The sequence below is a fragment of the Bacillus sp. N13C7 genome (assembly GCF_026790065.1).
Classification (GTDB): domain Bacteria; phylum Bacillota; class Bacilli; order Bacillales; family Bacillaceae; genus Bacillus.
The window spans coordinates 36,628-50,961 of sequence record NZ_JALAMO010000003.1; the positions used below are offsets into that span (position 1 = coordinate 36,628).

The following is a 14,334-nucleotide window of genomic DNA, read 5'->3' on the forward strand; positions in this document are numbered from 1 at the left end:
AATGGAATATGGTACATTGGAGATAACTAGCGTAAGTGAATCACGTTTTGAAAGAGGCGATTTGGTTGAAAATCATCATTGCACCTGATTCTTTTAAGGAAAGCTTGTCAGCTCTGGAGGCCGCTGACGCGATAGAAAGAGGGTTCAAATCGGTATTTCCTGGCGCCGATTACAGAAAGCTTCCGATGGCAGATGGCGGTGAGGGCACCGTCCAGTCTCTGGTGGATGCCACAAAGGGATGGATCAAAGAGCAGGTTGTCACGGGGCCGCTGGGGGATCCTGTAAAAGCGTTTTTTGGCATGATGGGAGATGGGACAACAGCTGTGATTGAAATGGCTGCCGCCTCAGGGCTTCACCTCGTGCCTGTTGAAAAACGCAATCCGCTCGTCACTACAACAAGGGGAACAGGAGAATTAATCGCAGCGGCAATTGATGCGGGCGCAGAGCGTTTGATCATTGGGATCGGCGGAAGCGCCACGAATGACGGGGGAGCCGGGATGATTCAAGCATTAGGCGGAAGGCTTCTTGATGGCTCGGGCCGTGAGATCGGGCCCGGGGGCGGCTCGTTATCTCAGCTCGCATCAATAGATATAAGCGGGCTTGATTCCAGGTTGCGGACTGTAAAAATCGAAGTCGCCTGCGACGTGGACAATCCGTTAACAGGGCCAAGAGGAGCTTCAGCTGTTTTCGGGCCGCAAAAAGGCGCGACAGACGACATGGTGAGGGCACTGGATCAGCACCTGGCCCATTTTGCGGATGTGGCAGAAGAATCGCTCGGAACAGCCTGCAGAGAAACAGAGGGCGCCGGAGCAGCGGGCGGTCTCGGGTGGAGTCTGATGGCTTTTCTTCATGCTGATCTGAAAAGAGGTATTGATATTGTCCTTGAAGCGGTTGATTTTGAAAATGAAGTTCAGGATGCAGACCTTGTGATTACCGGTGAGGGGCGAATTGACAGCCAGACGATTTACGGAAAAACGCCGATCGGCGTAGCCAAAGCAGCTAAATCATACGATGTACCCGTTATTGGAATTGCAGGTTCAGTGTCACGAGATAGTGATGTTGTCTACAAACACGGAATCGACGCGCTTTTCAGCATCGTTCCTGGAGCTGTTCCTCTTGAAGACGCGTTTGAGCATGCTGCGGAATATATGGAAAGAACGGCTCGGGACGTTGCTGCATCCATCAAATTGGCGAAAACGATGTTTCTGATATAGCCGCGCACACGCCAATGCATAGCCGTCCTCCCTTTGGGGTAAAGACAGTTAACCACACAAAGAAGCATTCATCCCAGAAGGAGGACGCAGACATGACTGTACAAGAAATCAAAGGCAAAAAACTAGTAAAAGGCATTGCGCCGAATGTTGAACCAGAAGCCCTGTTAAATGATAAACGAAAAGTATTTTTGTTTGGATCCCCGAGTTACACAAACATTGGCGACCAAGCGATTGCATATGCGGAAGAGAAATTTATCAAAAATCGTTTTCCATATTATGAATACATTGAGATTATGGATTATGCGACGGATGAGGGCATTGAATTAGTGAAGGAGATTATCTGTGAAGACGATATTGTCTGCTTTACGGGCGGAGGGAACTTAGGAAACCTTTATCTCGATATTGAGGAAGACAGACGAAAGGTCTTCTCGGCGTTTAAGGACTACAAATCGATTTCACTTCCGCAATCTGTGTATTTTGAAGATACAGAGGAAGGAAATAAAGAAAAGAAAAAAACACAGGATGCGTACCATCAAAATCCCAACTTAACGATTGCGGCGCGTGAGACGCAGACGTTGGATATTGTAAAAGAGACCTTCGATTCCAATGTGATCTTTACACCGGATATGGTGCTCTCCTTGGATATTGTGCCAAAAGAAATCGAGCGGGACGGCGTTCTCTTTATTTTAAGAGCGGATAAGGAGAAAGTGACCGACGAAGATTTTATTTCACAGATGATGAAATGGGCAGAAAAAACAACCTATGCGGAGCGTACGGATACGGTGCTGGATACGGTCGACACCATTGATTACGCCGATCGTGAGAAGCATTTTATGGAGATGCTTGACCGCATCGGCTCCAGTAAGTTGGTGATTACCGACCGCCTTCACGCGATGATCTTCTCGATTATCACCAAAACACCTTGTCTCGTCTTTGGAAACAGCTACGGCAAGGCGAAACATTCGTACCGGGATTGGCTCGAAAGCTTAAACTTCATTGAATATACAGATAAGAATGATGTTGAGGAGCTGGAGCGCATGATCGACCGCCTGCTTCAAGCAGAGCCGAATGACGTTGATTTGTCTAAGGATTTTCAGCCGTTGGTTGATTTTTTCGCATCGTAAAAGAGAGAAAGACTGCCCTCCCCCGGGGCAGTCTTTCTTTGTTAAATATGAAACAGCCAGACGACGAGCGGGCCAAAGAATGAGCCAAGCACCGCACAAAGTGTCATGGAAACGGAACTCATGGAGACGGCCAGCTCCCCGTATTCAAAGGCTTTTGAGGTGCCCAGTGCATGGGAGGCGCTGCCTAATGCGATGCCTTGGCCCAATGAACTGCGTATGCGAAGCCATTTTAGGACCAGTGGCCCGAGGATGACGCCTGAAAAGCCCGCAATCATGACAAATACGACAGTCATGGAAGGGACACCGCCAAGTCCCGCGGCAATCTGAATAGCGACAGGGGTTGTGATTGACTTTGGCAGAATGGATAATAAGAGATCATGATCAATCCCGAATGCTTCTGCGAAGATCAGCCCGCTGATCATTCCCATGCATAATCCGACCAGCACGCCGCCGATAATGGGAACACAATGTTTGACAATGATGTGCCATTGTTTATAAAGCGGATAGGCCAGTGCCACGACAGCCGGCCCAAGCAAAGAATTGATCCATTTCCCCCCGATCATATAGCCTTCATAGGAAACATGAAACATTATCAAAACCGCTACAATCAAAATGGTCGTTGTCAGGACGGGGATTAGAAATGGAAGCGGAAACCGCTTATAGAGTTTGACCATCACTAAATAAGCGGCAACTGTTAAAAGAATTATAATGATTGCGATACATGCTTGCTGCATTTCTCTTTCTCCTCACGTTTTTTTGCTTTTTTCTCTAATAGCTGGCTGGCGAATCCGGCCGCAATGATCGTGACGATGGTGCTCAGAACGACTGTAATCAGCAGCATCAAACCATTTAATGAAATGAGAGACGGATATTTCATCACTCCTGTCATTGCCGGGATGAACAACAATGGAAGAAAGGACAATAAAAAACTCGCTCCGTCTTCAATGATGGAGACGGGAACAATTCGGAGGCCTAAGCAGATCAGCAGCAGTACCAATCCGACAATACTTCCTGACACCGGTAATTGAAACAGATGCTGAATGGCTTCCCCGATCATAAAAAATACATATAAAATCAACACTTGCAGAATAATTCGTATGACTTTCACATCAAATGCTGCTCTCCAATTAGAACAGCTTCCTCCTTTCGGTGACTTGCTTTCTGGGATGGTTCTGAGGAATCGCTTTACTTTCTTTTTATATGATTGTACTATACAAGTATAATAATTGATTTAGTCATATAACGACTTGTATTCATTCAGTTAATATACATTTGTATTATACAAGTATATTTGGTGTTGTCAATGCCGGAGATTGGAATGGGGAGCGAGAGCGATTGCAAAAACAAAATCCAGTTGAATTAATAGAATATGAGCTGACGACTTTTATCAGAAGAGCTGTTTATCTGGATCAATCAGAGAAAAGAACAGGGAGTTTGGAGAGAGCTTCGTACTTATTGCTGAGGCAATTGGATGAGTTTGGGCCTGCTCGGGTAAAGGAATTGGCAGAATCGTTCAAGCTCGATATCTCTACTCTTTCAAGACAAGCGGCTGCATTAGAGGCCAAAGAGCTTATCTATCGTTTCTCAGACCCCTCCGATGGCAGAGTCAGCCTGTTTACCATTACAAAGCTTGGAAAACAAACATTAAAAGCCGATCAGCAAAAGCGGCTTGAACGATATGAACAGATGCTGAAAGAGTGGTCAACACAGGAAAAAGAGATGTTCGGCGAGCTGCTGCAGCGTATGAACAAGGCTTTTATCGATTAACAGCTGAAAAACCCATGGTTCGCTGGAACAGCATGGGTTTTTCTCATGGTCAGAGATTATCTGCATCGTTTGGCGGCAGCCCAAGCCACTAGCCCGGCAATAACAGCCGCTGATACAATCGGGCGCTTCGTGGCTTTCGTGTAGTAGCTTCTTGACCGCAGCCATCCTTTATTGGTGCCCCTGTCATGCATGCCATAGCCCGCTTCATAAAGCGCCCTTTCTTCTCGCGGCTTGGACGGTCTATCAGCATGCTGGCTGTGGTACATGATTTTTTCCATCAGTCTGTCGGTCAGACGAGGGAAAAGCGCGCCCAGCATGGCGATGGCTTTGGCCTGTGAGCCGATGTACATGTCGCGCTTCGGGTGTTCGGCCGCAAACAGGATGGCTTCGGCGGCCGCTTCCGGCGGGTAGATCATCGAGCGGTAATGAGCCGGCTGTTTGTCGAGGTAGCTGCGCGCATGCTCGTTGTAAGGCGTGTCAATTCTGCCCGGGTGGATGAGCGTAACCGAGACAGGCGCCTGTTCTTTTTCAAGCTCCATTCGGATGCTTTCCGTCCATCCGTGAAGCGCGAATTTGGCTGATGCATATGTGGATTGAATGACTGTCCCTCTGTCGCCGAACAGGCTTCCTACATTAATGAGAGCGCCCGGCACGCCTCTATTGGTGTAGTGTTTGACGGCTGCTCTCGTTCCGTAGACCGGTCCCCAGAAATTTGTGTCAAACATGCGCTTCATGTCTTCGACAGTGACGTCCATGGCGTGTCCGAAAATCGAGACGGCGGCATTGTTGACCCATGTGTCAAAGCGGCCGAATGTGCTGATCGCGGTTTCGGCGATACGGTTGACATCCTCTTCTTTTCCAACATCCGCTTTCACCCATATGGCGTCGTGCCCTTTTTCCTTTAGTTCATCAACGAGCTCCTTCAGCGCGTCTTCATTTCGTGCTGCTGCTACCACCTTTGCGCCTTTTTCGGCTGCCATTCGTGCAGTGACCAGCCCGATCCCGCTTGAAGCGCCGGTAATGACGATCACTTGATCCTCGAGCTTCTTCAGTGTAAGCTTCGTTTTCATGCAGGAGTTTTGCTGTTCAAGCTGTTCTGTGTTCGTGACTGAATCATCGTTTGTCATTGAGATCCCTCCTAGACGCTGTTTTTGTACATTTACCCCATCCGGGAGGGTCTTACCCCTTTTGACATTCACAGGGTTCTTTTTTATATTATATAAGTCGCTCTACCATACCTAGGAGGGAATGTTTTAATGACTAGCAGAGGAGATTCACGTGAAAAAATCCTTCACACGGCGTCACGTCTGTTCCAGCTGCAAGGATATCACGCGACAGGTTTGAACCAGATTGTAAAAGAAAGCGGTGCTCCAAAAGGATCGCTATATCACTTTTTTCCGAAGGGCAAAGAAGAACTAGCAATTGAAGCGGTTACATATACAGGTAAGATCGTTGAACATGTGATACAGAAAAGCATGGATGAATCCTCTAATCCTGTTGAAGCGATTCAGGGCTTTATTAAAAAAACAGCCAGCCAGTTTGACAATACAGAAAGCATAAAAGGCATTCCAGTCGGTTTGCTGGCGAGTGAGACAGCATTAATCAGTGAGCCGCTGCGAACCGTTTGCATGAAGGTATTTAAAAGCTGGGAAGCGGTGTTTGCCAGAAAATTAATGGAAAACGGATTTGCGGAAGAAGAAGCAAATCAGCTTGGTATGCTGATCAATTCGATGATTGAGGGCGGGATCATGCTTTCGTTAACGAATAAAGACAAAACGCCCCTTCTTCTTATTGCCGAACAAATTCCAGTGCTGGTGAGAAAAAAAGGGTAGCATTTTGTTATCCTTTCTCCTACAATTATATAGAACGGTCTAGTCAGTTTCGAAACACACTATATAGACTGGTCTAAATTGGAGGAAACGATATGAAAACATTATGTACACATTCATTGCCTAAAGAAAAAATGCCTTATTTGCTTCGCAGCGGAGAAGGTGAGCACTATTTGTTCGGCAGACAGGTTGCCACGGTGATGGCGAACGGCAAGAGTACGGGCGATCTGTTTGAGATCGTGCTGCTTACCGGGGGAAAAGGAGATGCCTTTCCGCTTCACGTCCACAAGAACACACATGAAGGGATTCTCGTGCTGGACGGCAAGCTTGAGCTGACGCTTGATGGAGAACGCTATTTATTAGTATCAGGGGATTATGCGAACATTCCGGCCGGAACACCGCACAGCTACCGAATGCAGAGCCACAGAACACGATTGGTGTCTTATACGATGAAGGGAAATGTGGCGCATATGTACTCCGTTATTGGGAATCCGTATGATTACGCAGAACATCCGCCGTACGCGTGTGAAGAGTTGTCAAACGAGCGATTTGCAGAAGCTGCCGCTGTGGCAGACGTCGCATTTTTGGATGAAGAAAAGCCTGCCGGTGCGGCAGCATTAGCGGAGCTTGCAGAGCTTCCGGATGGAGCCGTTCCATACGTGCTTGAATCTGGAGAAGGAGACCGCCTATTGACGGGAGATCAGCTTCACCGCATTGTGGCAGCACAAAAAAATACAGACGGCCAGTTTATCGTCGTAGTATCGGACGGCCCTAAAGGCGATCGGATCGTTGATCACTATCATGAACACCATACAGAAACATTTTATTGCCTGGAAGGGCAAATGACGATGTGGGCAGATGGGCAGGAAATCCAGCTGAACCCGGGAGATTTCCTGCATGTCCCTGCCAATACCGTTCACTCTTATCGTCTGGATTCTCATTATACAAAGATGGTAGGCGTCTTGGTTCCAGGCTTATTTGAACCGTTTTTCCGGACGTTAGGTGATCCGTATGAAGGCCACATCTTCCCAAGTGAGCCTCAGGCTCTGCGCTTTGACCGCGTCCTCCAGAATATTGATGCATTAGATTTAAAAGTGATGAAGCCATAAAGATGACAAGATTGTAAGGTTTCCATGCCTGCCTGACACCTAAATCGATGTTTCTTCGCTCCTTTTTTTCATACCCTGAAGGTACAGAAGAAAGGAGCGTGATGGCTATGGCTTCATTACAGCCAACTTTGGCAAATGAGCGGATCGGTGTGCTTGATGTGCTCAGGGGAATGGCGATTTTCGGCATCTTATTTGTCAATCTGGCACATTTCAGTTATCCGGATATGTATTTGTCTATGCTTGGAAAAGAGAACTTTTTTACAGAAAAGTGGTCTAAAGCAGACTTTGCAGCAGCAAACATTCTGACATTCTTCATCCAAACAAAATGTATATTATTATTTTCCTTTTTATTTGGATTCGGCATGGTTGTCATGATGGAGAGAGCCGTAAGCAAAAGGAAGCGGTTTGTCCCGCTGTATGCGAGAAGGTTAGCGGCGCTTCTCTTGTTTGGAACGGTTCATGCTTTTTTGATTTGGGACGGGGATATTTTAACGGAATATGCCCTGCTCGGATTCGCCCTGCTCTTGTTTCGAAAAGCAAAGCCGAAAACACTGCTGATATGGGCGGTCTCTTTGTATCTTCTGTTTTCCATTCCGTTCATGTTGACAAGCTTTGATCAATCAAACGGGCAGGAATGGGCACAAGCGGTAACACAACAAGCAAAGCAAGCGCTCCATGTGTACGGAAGCGGCAGCTTGAAGGATATTGCGGAACAGCGGATCCATGATCGTCTTGTTTACATGTCCTCGAATGGCATGCTTACGTATAACCCGCTCAACTTCTTCTTTGCATCCATTCCTTATTTCAGCATGTTTTTGCTGGGAGCTGCTGCGGCGAAATCTCGGTACTTGCATGAACCGGAAAAGCATCGCAAAGGATTGAAACGAGTGTGTATGGCCGGGCTTATCATCGGCATCTCCGCCCAGGTGCTGTACACTGTAACAGATAAGCAAATATTCTTGCTGATTGGCGCGCCTTTCCTGATGTTTTTCTATGTCACAACGGTTGTCTATCTTTATCATAAAACAAGAGTGAGAACAGTGCTGGAATCCTTCTCCGCTGTTGGGCGGATGGCATTTACCAATTATCTAATGCAGTCTATCGTGTGTACGTGGATTTTCTATCATTACGGCTTGGGACTGTATGGGAAAGTGTACCCTGCCGCCGGCGTGCTTATTACGATTGCCGTTTGTGCCATTCAAATGGTCTTCAGCCACCTTTGGCTTCGTGTCTTTCGGATGGGGCCGTTTGAGTGGCTGTGGAGAAGCGCTACGTATATGGTATGGCAGCCTATTGTAAAGAAAACAAAAGTCTAGATGCCTATTGGCTCTAGACTTTTTCTATTATTTATACACGACACGTGTTTTGCAAATGATGTCATGCAGGCCTTTTTTCTCTCCAAAGGCGATCATGATAAACCCGATATAAAAGATGATGCCAGATAAGATATAGGCAAAGTAACGGCCAATTGCCTGTCCGACAGAAACCCGTCCGCCTTGTTCATTGACCACTTTTAAGCCCAGAATTTTTTTGCCGAGTGTGCCTTGCATTTTAGAAGCTGTGAGCAGTCCGTAATATAACACACTGATGACGATCATGATCAGCATAGTAGGCAAAAATGCAATCGTCATATAAGTCACCATATACTCCTCTTGGGTCATGTAAGGGTTTGCTGCCACAGCCCCAGCTACAAAAACAGAATTGATCAAAAATAGAATAATATAACTAGGAATAGATACAATAATGCCATCGATAAAATAAGCTAAAAAACGAATCCAAAATCCTGCCGGTTTTTCCATGTATTTTTCTCTCTCCTTTGAATTAATCTGGAATAGTATACTTTGAAAAAAAAGCACATGCAATATGGTATGGTGATAAAATCCTGATATTACAGAAAAATGAGTCTTTTATCCTTTGTTTTTTACTATATAAATATACTAGAAAGAAACACAGCATTTACTTGTGTATTCTGGAATTTATTAATAAATAATGAATTTTCTACACAGCGCTCTTATAATGAAAAGGTTAATATTTCTATCTAAGGAGGAGTTTGATGTCTAGAAAAAACAGCGTGGCGATCATGACAGCCATTTCTGCGTTTCTTTTTTGCGCTGTGATCGTGGCGGCTTCACTTTCGCCGCTGGCCGGAACGGGAGCGGCGGCCAATCAGTTTAATTCAGTTGGCATGTGGTCATCTGTCGGGATGATCCTTGTCTTGTATTTCATTCCTTTTCTCATTTATATGCTCGGAGTAGATGCGATGAGATATGTCATGGCGGTGCTTTGCGGCTTGGGGCTTCTGATCCATTTGTCTTCGGCCGGTTTTAGCTTGATGTTTAGTTTCTTTAGTGACAACCTGCTTTCTGAGGTGATTTTTGTGGTCGGGGTTAGTCTCGCTGCAGCTGCTGTCAATGTCATTTGGTTTGTGGCTGCGTTTCGTTCGGGTGCTGAAAAAAACGTCTGCGCATACTCTTGCAAGTTTTCTAGTTTGTGATGTTTTGTGAAGTAGAATAAAAAATGGGTTAATATGTTATGATGGTCAAGTCATTTCGTATGAAAGCGCTGATGGCTTTTGGGAAATAGTAAAACAGGCTGACGAGGTTAACTCGGCAGCCTGTTTTTTGATCAATCAAGATATTTATTTTTATAGACAACCTTTGTCCCGCAAATATAATCGTGTAATGCCAGTTTAGAGGGGAAAGCTGCCATAATGTAACCGATATACAAAATTCCTGATGGTATGTAAGCGAAAAAACGGCCAAAGCTGTGCCAAAATGAAATTCGCTCGCCATATTGATTGACAACGATGATACCCATGAGTTTTTTGCCTAGTGTTGCTTGCATTTTTGAAGAAGTCAGCAAGCTATAATAAAGAATGCCGAAGATATATATGATGGCGATAACAGGGATCGTCCCGAATATCAGGATATAAAATTTGTATTGACCTTCTGTCATATAGGAGCTTCCTGCATCAATGAGAGGCAGGACAATTAAGGTGTTAATTTGGATCATAATAAAAGCAAAAAAATAAATAATTAAATCATCAATAATAGAGGCAACTGCCCGAATCCAAAATCCAGCTGGCTTTTCCATGTATAATATTCTCTCCTTTGAAGTTTTCTGGGATATTATACGTTAGAGGCTGTGCGGTTTCAATGAGATAGACTAGAGGAATTTGGTCTCGTAACGAAAATGGTATTTTATCACTATTTATTTCTTTATTTTACCTTTTTATCTATAGGTGAATAGAATGATAAAAAAAGAACCTGCAAGGTGATGCAGATTCTCTTCACTACAATTATTTAGCGGCCTGAATAAATACACCCTTCTCATGAGAAAACTCTTTAAATCCGTAAACCCCATGATAGGAGCCGATTCCGCTTGTGTTGACGCCGCCGAATGGCAGGTTGACGTCACTGAAATGGACAACAACATCATTGATGGCTGCGTTGCCTGATGTCGTATGCTGAAGGATGTTATCGATCAGATCTTGGTTGTCGCTGAATACGTAAAGCGCGAGCGGTTTATCGCGACCATTTACGTAATCGATGACCTCGTCGATATCCTCATAGTTCATCATCGGCAAGATCGGTGCGAAAATTTCCTCCTGCATGATTTTCATGTCAGGTGTGACATTTTTCAAAACGGTTGGCGAGATCGTGCGGTCACTGGCATCAAAAACGCCTCCGAATACAACTTCCGCCCCTTTTTCGATGGCGTCGTCGAACAGGTCTTTGACGCGGTTAAAGTTGCGGTCATTGACGATCTGCGTAAATTTGCTGCGGTCTGGATTGTGATCATCCTCCATAAATCCAGCATTGACGACTGTTTGTAAAATCCCTGCGAACCTGTCCTGCACGTCTTTTTTAATGAACAGATAATCGGGTGCAATGCAGGTTTGGCCGGCGTTTACAAATTTGCCGACGGCGATCTTTTTCGCTGCGTCCATGAGATCGTATTCACTGTCAATGATCGTCGGGCTCTTGCCGCCAAGCTCAAGTGTAACAGATGCTAGGTGTTTGGCAGCGGCTGTCATGACGATTTTTCCGACATTTGTGCTTCCGGTGAAGAAAATGTGGTCGAACGGCTGATCAAGAAGCTCGGTTGCCACCTCAACCTCTCCTTCAAAAATCGCAACCTCTTTTTCATCAAAAGCATCTCGAATCACTTTTGCGGCAATGTTGCTCGTGTTCATTGTAAAATCGGACAGCTTCACAATCGCGCTGTTTCCGGCTGCGAGAGAAGCGGCAAGCGGCGCCATCGTCAGCATAAACGGATAGTTCCACGGACCGAGGATGAGCGTCATCCCTTTAGGCTCGTACATGAGGATCCCGTTTGCGTCTGGGCTTAACGATGAACCGACTTCTTTAGGCGCCATCCATTGTTCCAGATTGTTCATATTATCTCTAATCGCTTTTTTTGTTCCTTCGATTTCCGCTTTTTTGACTTCGTGATATGGTTTGCGGACGTCTTTGCGGATCGCTTCGATGATTTCTTCTTCATGGGCGATCACGGAATCTAAAAAGCGCTGAAGCTTCTCTCTGCGCTGTTCCGCTGTTGAAGCGCGCAATGCTTTTTGCTGTTTTTTCTGAAGCTGAAAAACGCGCTGAATGTCGTCCTTTACTTGCTGTTCCATTGTAAATCCCCCTCATTTGATTTCTTCTTATCTCGGACCTATTATAAAGTGGTACCTTTTCTGTAAGAAAGACAACGGTGAACCATCTATACGTTACCGTACATATATTGACCATCTGTCTAATGATTGGAGGTATCTTTTGTGCCGGAATCTGCCGAAGCTCAAGTGAAACAGGCGCTGCTGGCTTTATTGGAAGAAAGAGATATTCAACACATCACAATGAAAGAAATCGCTGAGAAGGCCAAAGTGAGCCGCGGGACGCTTTACCTTTATTATGAGGATAAGTTTTCAATCATTGAGGATGTGATCGAAGATATGAAGGAAGGCTTGGGCAAAGCGCTTTTTGATGCCTTCAGTCATATGGATACCCTCCATTTGAACAAAAAACGGCAAACGGTGCATCCGACGCTGTCCTTTGTTCATGAGCATCGTTCCTTTTTTTCTGTGATGATGAACAGAGGACATTTTCATCGTTTTTTTAAGGATGTGTTTCAGCAGGATGTGCTGCTGGCTCCGATCCATGTGAATTTAACGCCGATCGAACGGGACATTTATGGACATTATCGGGCCTTGTACACGTACGCGATTATCCTGTATTGGCTGAATGAGGATGCGGCCGCGTCTCCCGAAGCCATCAGCCAGAAGGTCTGGGAGCTTGTTTCTCAAAAGCGGTTTTATTGGCTGTTTGGAAAAGCTGTGCCAGGAGAGCGAGAGAAGGAGAAGCAAATCGACAGGCGGGTGGTTCGGACGAGAGAGGCGCTGCAGAAGGCTTTGCTGGACGTCTTGGAGGAGAAAAAAGACTACACGGCCATCACGATTTCTGACATTACCCGGAAAAGCAATATCCGCCGCGCAACCTTTTATGATCACTATGCCAGTAAAGAGGAACTGCTGCAAACCATGATTCAGCAGTCGTGTGCAGAGATCATTGAACACCTGACGATTGCATCCAATCCGAATGAGCTTTCCTTAGAGGAAGCAGAGACAGCGCTCACCAGTCTGCTTTCTGCTTTATCGGTACGCATGCCCATTGTCCATTTTCTCAATCGGGAGTGGGGTGTTCCTCATGTGATACCCGGGATGATCAAAGCGCTGGAGTCGTTTTATCTGGAACAGCAGACTGATATTCCAGCGGAGAAAAAGCTTTATGCCTACTATGTATCCGCAATGATTATCGGTCTGATTTTGTATTGGCTGGATGAAGGAAAGACACATGAGCCAGAAGTGCTGGCGAGGGAGTTTTTGCAGTTTTTGGATGTGAAGAAATATAAGGTTGTATTGCTTTGAAAGACAAAAAGAGAGGGAAATCCCCTCTCTTATTTCGTTTCTTCCTTCCATTTCTCATCAATCAGCATCTTCCCAGGCCATGTGTACGCCATGATGCCGCCGTCTGCGGTGATGTCTTCTCCTGTGACGTATGAGCTGTCGTCTGATGCGAGGAACAGTGCCACTGTTGCCATTTCTTTGGGCTGGCCAAGACGTCCGAGCGGCGTGATCCATTTGTTGGCTTCGCGGAATTGTTCGCCCATTTCCTGTTCTTTTGTGCCTGCCAGTTTATCAATCAGCGGTGTTTCGATCGTGCCCGGCGAGATAGAATTGACGCGGATGCCGTTTCGAGCGTAATCAATCGCCATCGCTCTTGTCAGGTTCGTGATCCCGCCTTTTGCAGCATTGTAGCCGGAACGGTCGAGATCCGCGGCCCGGCCTGACATGGAGGACGTATTGATGATGGAGCCTCCGTTTTCGAGCATAAGCGGAATCAGATATTTACTGCACAGGAACGTGCCGCGCAGGTCGACGGCGATAATGCGGTCAAACAGCTCAACGGGATATTCATGCAGCTTTCCGCCTTCCTGATCGACGCCGGCGTTGTTAAATAGAATATCAATCGTGCCGCAGGCGTCTTTAATGTGATCAGCAAATGCTTTCACACTGTTTTCATCAGATACATCGAGAGGAAAGGCGTCCGCCTCTCCTCCGTTTTTTCTGATTGCTTCAACGGTTTCTTTCATTTGGCCTTCATTGATGTCTCCGATCATCACACGTGCGCCTTCATTGGCAAAAACCTTTGCCGTCGCTTGTCCAATGCCTGTCGCGGCGCCTGTAATGACTGCGGTTTTATTTTCAAGTCTTCCCATGACACGAGTCCTCCTTTTTCTATTTGTCTTCCCGCTATGTGCAGTGATAAACATGTGAGAAAAGAAATGCCAACATATGTTAAGATGGACTGGAAATTGTTGGGTGGTTTGTGTGTATTGAAGGTACAGCATAAGAAGGAGCTCACGTTTTATTGCTTCGTCACAATTCCGTCCGCATTTGTTGTGCTGACTGTCATCTCTTTTATCTTGCAGGAGATTACGTTTCCAATTACAGCAAGCGCGTTTCTAAATGCTTCATGGCATAATCTATTATTTCTAATCCCGTTCGGTTTGTTTTTCTACCCGGTGCATATATGGATGAAGCGGGAGTTTGGCCGCTGGAATGATACAGAAAAAAAGAGAGGATGATGAAGCCTCTCTTTTTTATCAGGAGCGACAGAGAAAAAAGAGTGAAAATTCACCCAGCTAATGGTAAATTTACATATATATGCATCCATCAATCTAATTGACAATTGTCACTGTATGTGATAAATAGATGCTGAAAAGGGTTTACATA

The 14,334-nt window shown here is 45.8% G+C and carries 15 protein-coding genes and 1 pseudogene; 9 read left to right on the forward strand and 7 right to left on the reverse strand.

Annotated features, from left to right (window positions below; all coding sequences use genetic code 11):
* The first annotated feature begins 65 nt into the window (after positions 1 to 65).
* Positions 66 to 1,214: a glycerate kinase gene (locus tag MOB98_RS03040; RefSeq protein WP_268361945.1), complete on the forward strand. Its 1,149-nt coding sequence runs from the start codon at positions 66 to 68 to the stop codon at positions 1,212 to 1,214.
* A 92-nt stretch (positions 1,215 to 1,306) separates the two neighbouring features.
* Positions 1,307 to 2,338 carry a polysaccharide pyruvyl transferase family protein gene (locus MOB98_RS03045; protein WP_268361947.1) on the forward strand — a complete coding sequence of 344 codons (1,032 nt, stop codon included), beginning with the start codon at positions 1,307 to 1,309 and terminating at the stop codon, positions 2,336 to 2,338.
* A gap of 41 nt (positions 2,339 to 2,379) precedes the next feature.
* Here the strand turns inward: MOB98_RS03045 and MOB98_RS03050 are convergent, their stop codons facing one another.
* Both MOB98_RS03050 and MOB98_RS03055 read right to left on the reverse strand, forming a co-directional pair.
* Positions 2,380 to 3,072 carry an LrgB family protein gene (locus MOB98_RS03050; protein WP_268361950.1) on the reverse strand — a complete coding sequence of 231 codons (693 nt, stop codon included), beginning with the start codon at positions 3,070 to 3,072 and terminating at the stop codon, positions 2,380 to 2,382.
* On the reverse strand, positions 3,042 to 3,446 hold the full coding sequence (locus tag MOB98_RS03055; protein ID WP_268361953.1) for a CidA/LrgA family holin-like protein: 405 nt from the start codon (positions 3,444 to 3,446) through the stop codon (positions 3,042 to 3,044). Before MOB98_RS03055 ends, MOB98_RS03050 begins: the two co-directional genes overlap by 31 nt.
* A 227-nt stretch (positions 3,447 to 3,673) precedes the next feature.
* Between MOB98_RS03055 and MOB98_RS03060 the strand changes: the two genes are divergently transcribed.
* Positions 3,674 to 4,105, forward strand: a complete 432-nt coding sequence (locus MOB98_RS03060; RefSeq protein WP_268361956.1) for a MarR family winged helix-turn-helix transcriptional regulator — start codon at positions 3,674 to 3,676, stop codon at positions 4,103 to 4,105.
* 56 nt (positions 4,106 to 4,161) lie between these two features.
* On the opposite strand, the gene MOB98_RS03065 is transcribed toward MOB98_RS03060, so the two are convergent.
* Complete coding sequence (locus MOB98_RS03065) at positions 4,162 to 5,232, reverse strand: SDR family oxidoreductase (RefSeq protein WP_268361958.1); 1,071 nt, start codon at positions 5,230 to 5,232, stop codon at positions 4,162 to 4,164.
* 129 nt (positions 5,233 to 5,361) lie between these two features.
* On the opposite strand from MOB98_RS03065, the gene yxaF reads away from it, so the two are divergent.
* The 3 genes from yxaF to MOB98_RS03080 all read left to right on the forward strand — a co-directional run bounded on the left by yxaF (position 5,362) and on the right by MOB98_RS03080 (position 8,359).
* Positions 5,362 to 5,937, forward strand: coding sequence for a transcriptional regulator YxaF (gene yxaF, locus MOB98_RS03070; protein ID WP_268367221.1), 576 nt, complete (start codon positions 5,362 to 5,364; stop codon positions 5,935 to 5,937).
* Positions 5,938 to 6,029: 92 nt separating this feature from the next.
* The gene (locus tag MOB98_RS03075; protein ID WP_268360350.1) at positions 6,030 to 7,043 is read left to right on the forward strand and encodes a quercetin 2,3-dioxygenase; all 1,014 of its coding nucleotides are present in this window, start codon (positions 6,030 to 6,032) and stop codon (positions 7,041 to 7,043) included.
* Positions 7,044 to 7,150: 107 nt separating this feature from the next.
* Positions 7,151 to 8,359 carry a DUF418 domain-containing protein gene (locus MOB98_RS03080; protein ID WP_268360351.1) on the forward strand — a complete coding sequence of 403 codons (1,209 nt, stop codon included), beginning with the start codon at positions 7,151 to 7,153 and terminating at the stop codon, positions 8,357 to 8,359.
* A gap of 27 nt (positions 8,360 to 8,386) precedes the next feature.
* Here the strand turns inward: MOB98_RS03080 and MOB98_RS03085 are convergent, their stop codons facing one another.
* Positions 8,387 to 8,842, reverse strand: coding sequence for an RDD family protein (locus tag MOB98_RS03085; protein WP_268360352.1), 456 nt, complete (start codon positions 8,840 to 8,842; stop codon positions 8,387 to 8,389).
* Between the two features lie 254 nt (positions 8,843 to 9,096).
* Between MOB98_RS03085 and MOB98_RS03090 the strand changes: the two are divergent.
* A pseudogene (locus MOB98_RS03090) lies at positions 9,097 to 9,547 on the forward strand (DUF5391 family protein).
* Positions 9,548 to 9,668: 121 nt separating this feature from the next.
* Here the strand turns inward: MOB98_RS03090 and MOB98_RS03095 are convergent.
* Both MOB98_RS03095 and MOB98_RS03100 read right to left on the reverse strand, forming a co-directional pair.
* Positions 9,669 to 10,136 carry an RDD family protein gene (locus MOB98_RS03095; protein WP_029726141.1) on the reverse strand — a complete coding sequence of 156 codons (468 nt, stop codon included), beginning with the start codon at positions 10,134 to 10,136 and terminating at the stop codon, positions 9,669 to 9,671.
* 205 nt (positions 10,137 to 10,341) lie between these two features.
* The gene (locus MOB98_RS03100) at positions 10,342 to 11,679 is read right to left on the reverse strand and encodes an aldehyde dehydrogenase family protein (protein WP_268360354.1); all 1,338 of its coding nucleotides are present in this window, start codon (positions 11,677 to 11,679) and stop codon (positions 10,342 to 10,344) included.
* Positions 11,680 to 11,820: 141 nt separating this feature from the next.
* On the opposite strand from MOB98_RS03100, the gene MOB98_RS03105 reads away from it, so the two are divergent.
* A complete protein-coding gene (locus tag MOB98_RS03105) occupies positions 11,821 to 12,966 on the forward strand; it encodes a TetR/AcrR family transcriptional regulator (protein WP_268360355.1) in 1,146 nt (381 codons plus the stop codon).
* Positions 12,967 to 12,995: 29 nt separating this feature from the next.
* Here the strand turns inward: MOB98_RS03105 and MOB98_RS03110 are convergent, their stop codons facing one another.
* Complete coding sequence (locus MOB98_RS03110; RefSeq protein ID WP_268360356.1) at positions 12,996 to 13,817, reverse strand: SDR family oxidoreductase; 822 nt, start codon at positions 13,815 to 13,817, stop codon at positions 12,996 to 12,998.
* A gap of 117 nt (positions 13,818 to 13,934) precedes the next feature.
* Between MOB98_RS03110 and MOB98_RS03115 the strand changes: the two genes are divergently transcribed.
* On the forward strand, positions 13,935 to 14,186 hold the full coding sequence (locus tag MOB98_RS03115; protein WP_268360357.1) for a hypothetical protein: 252 nt from the start codon (positions 13,935 to 13,937) through the stop codon (positions 14,184 to 14,186).
* The last annotated feature ends 148 nt before the right edge of the window (positions 14,187 to 14,334 follow it).

Excerpts from the sequence above, each read along its gene's own strand:
- MOB98_RS03045 (WP_268361947.1), top strand. The coding sequence starts at position 1,307 with ATGACTGTACAAGAAATCAAAGGCAAAAAACTAGTAAAAGGCATTGCG.
- MOB98_RS03050 (WP_268361950.1), bottom strand. The coding sequence starts at position 3,072 with ATGCAGCAAGCATGTATCGCAATCATTATAATTCTTTTAACAGTTGCC.
- MOB98_RS03065 (WP_268361958.1), bottom strand. The coding sequence starts at position 5,232 with ATGACAAACGATGATTCAGTCACGAACACAGAACAGCTTGAACAGCAA.
- yxaF (WP_268367221.1), top strand. The coding sequence starts at position 5,362 with ATGACTAGCAGAGGAGATTCACGTGAAAAAATCCTTCACACGGCGTCA.
- MOB98_RS03075 (WP_268360350.1), top strand. The coding sequence starts at position 6,030 with ATGAAAACATTATGTACACATTCATTGCCTAAAGAAAAAATGCCTTAT.
- MOB98_RS03080 (WP_268360351.1), top strand. The coding sequence starts at position 7,151 with ATGGCTTCATTACAGCCAACTTTGGCAAATGAGCGGATCGGTGTGCTT.
- MOB98_RS03085 (WP_268360352.1), bottom strand. The coding sequence starts at position 8,842 with ATGGAAAAACCGGCAGGATTTTGGATTCGTTTTTTAGCTTATTTTATC.
- MOB98_RS03095 (WP_029726141.1), bottom strand. The coding sequence starts at position 10,136 with ATGGAAAAGCCAGCTGGATTTTGGATTCGGGCAGTTGCCTCTATTATT.
- MOB98_RS03100 (WP_268360354.1), bottom strand. The coding sequence starts at position 11,679 with ATGGAACAGCAAGTAAAGGACGACATTCAGCGCGTTTTTCAGCTTCAG.
- MOB98_RS03110 (WP_268360356.1), bottom strand. The coding sequence starts at position 13,817 with ATGGGAAGACTTGAAAATAAAACCGCAGTCATTACAGGCGCCGCGACA.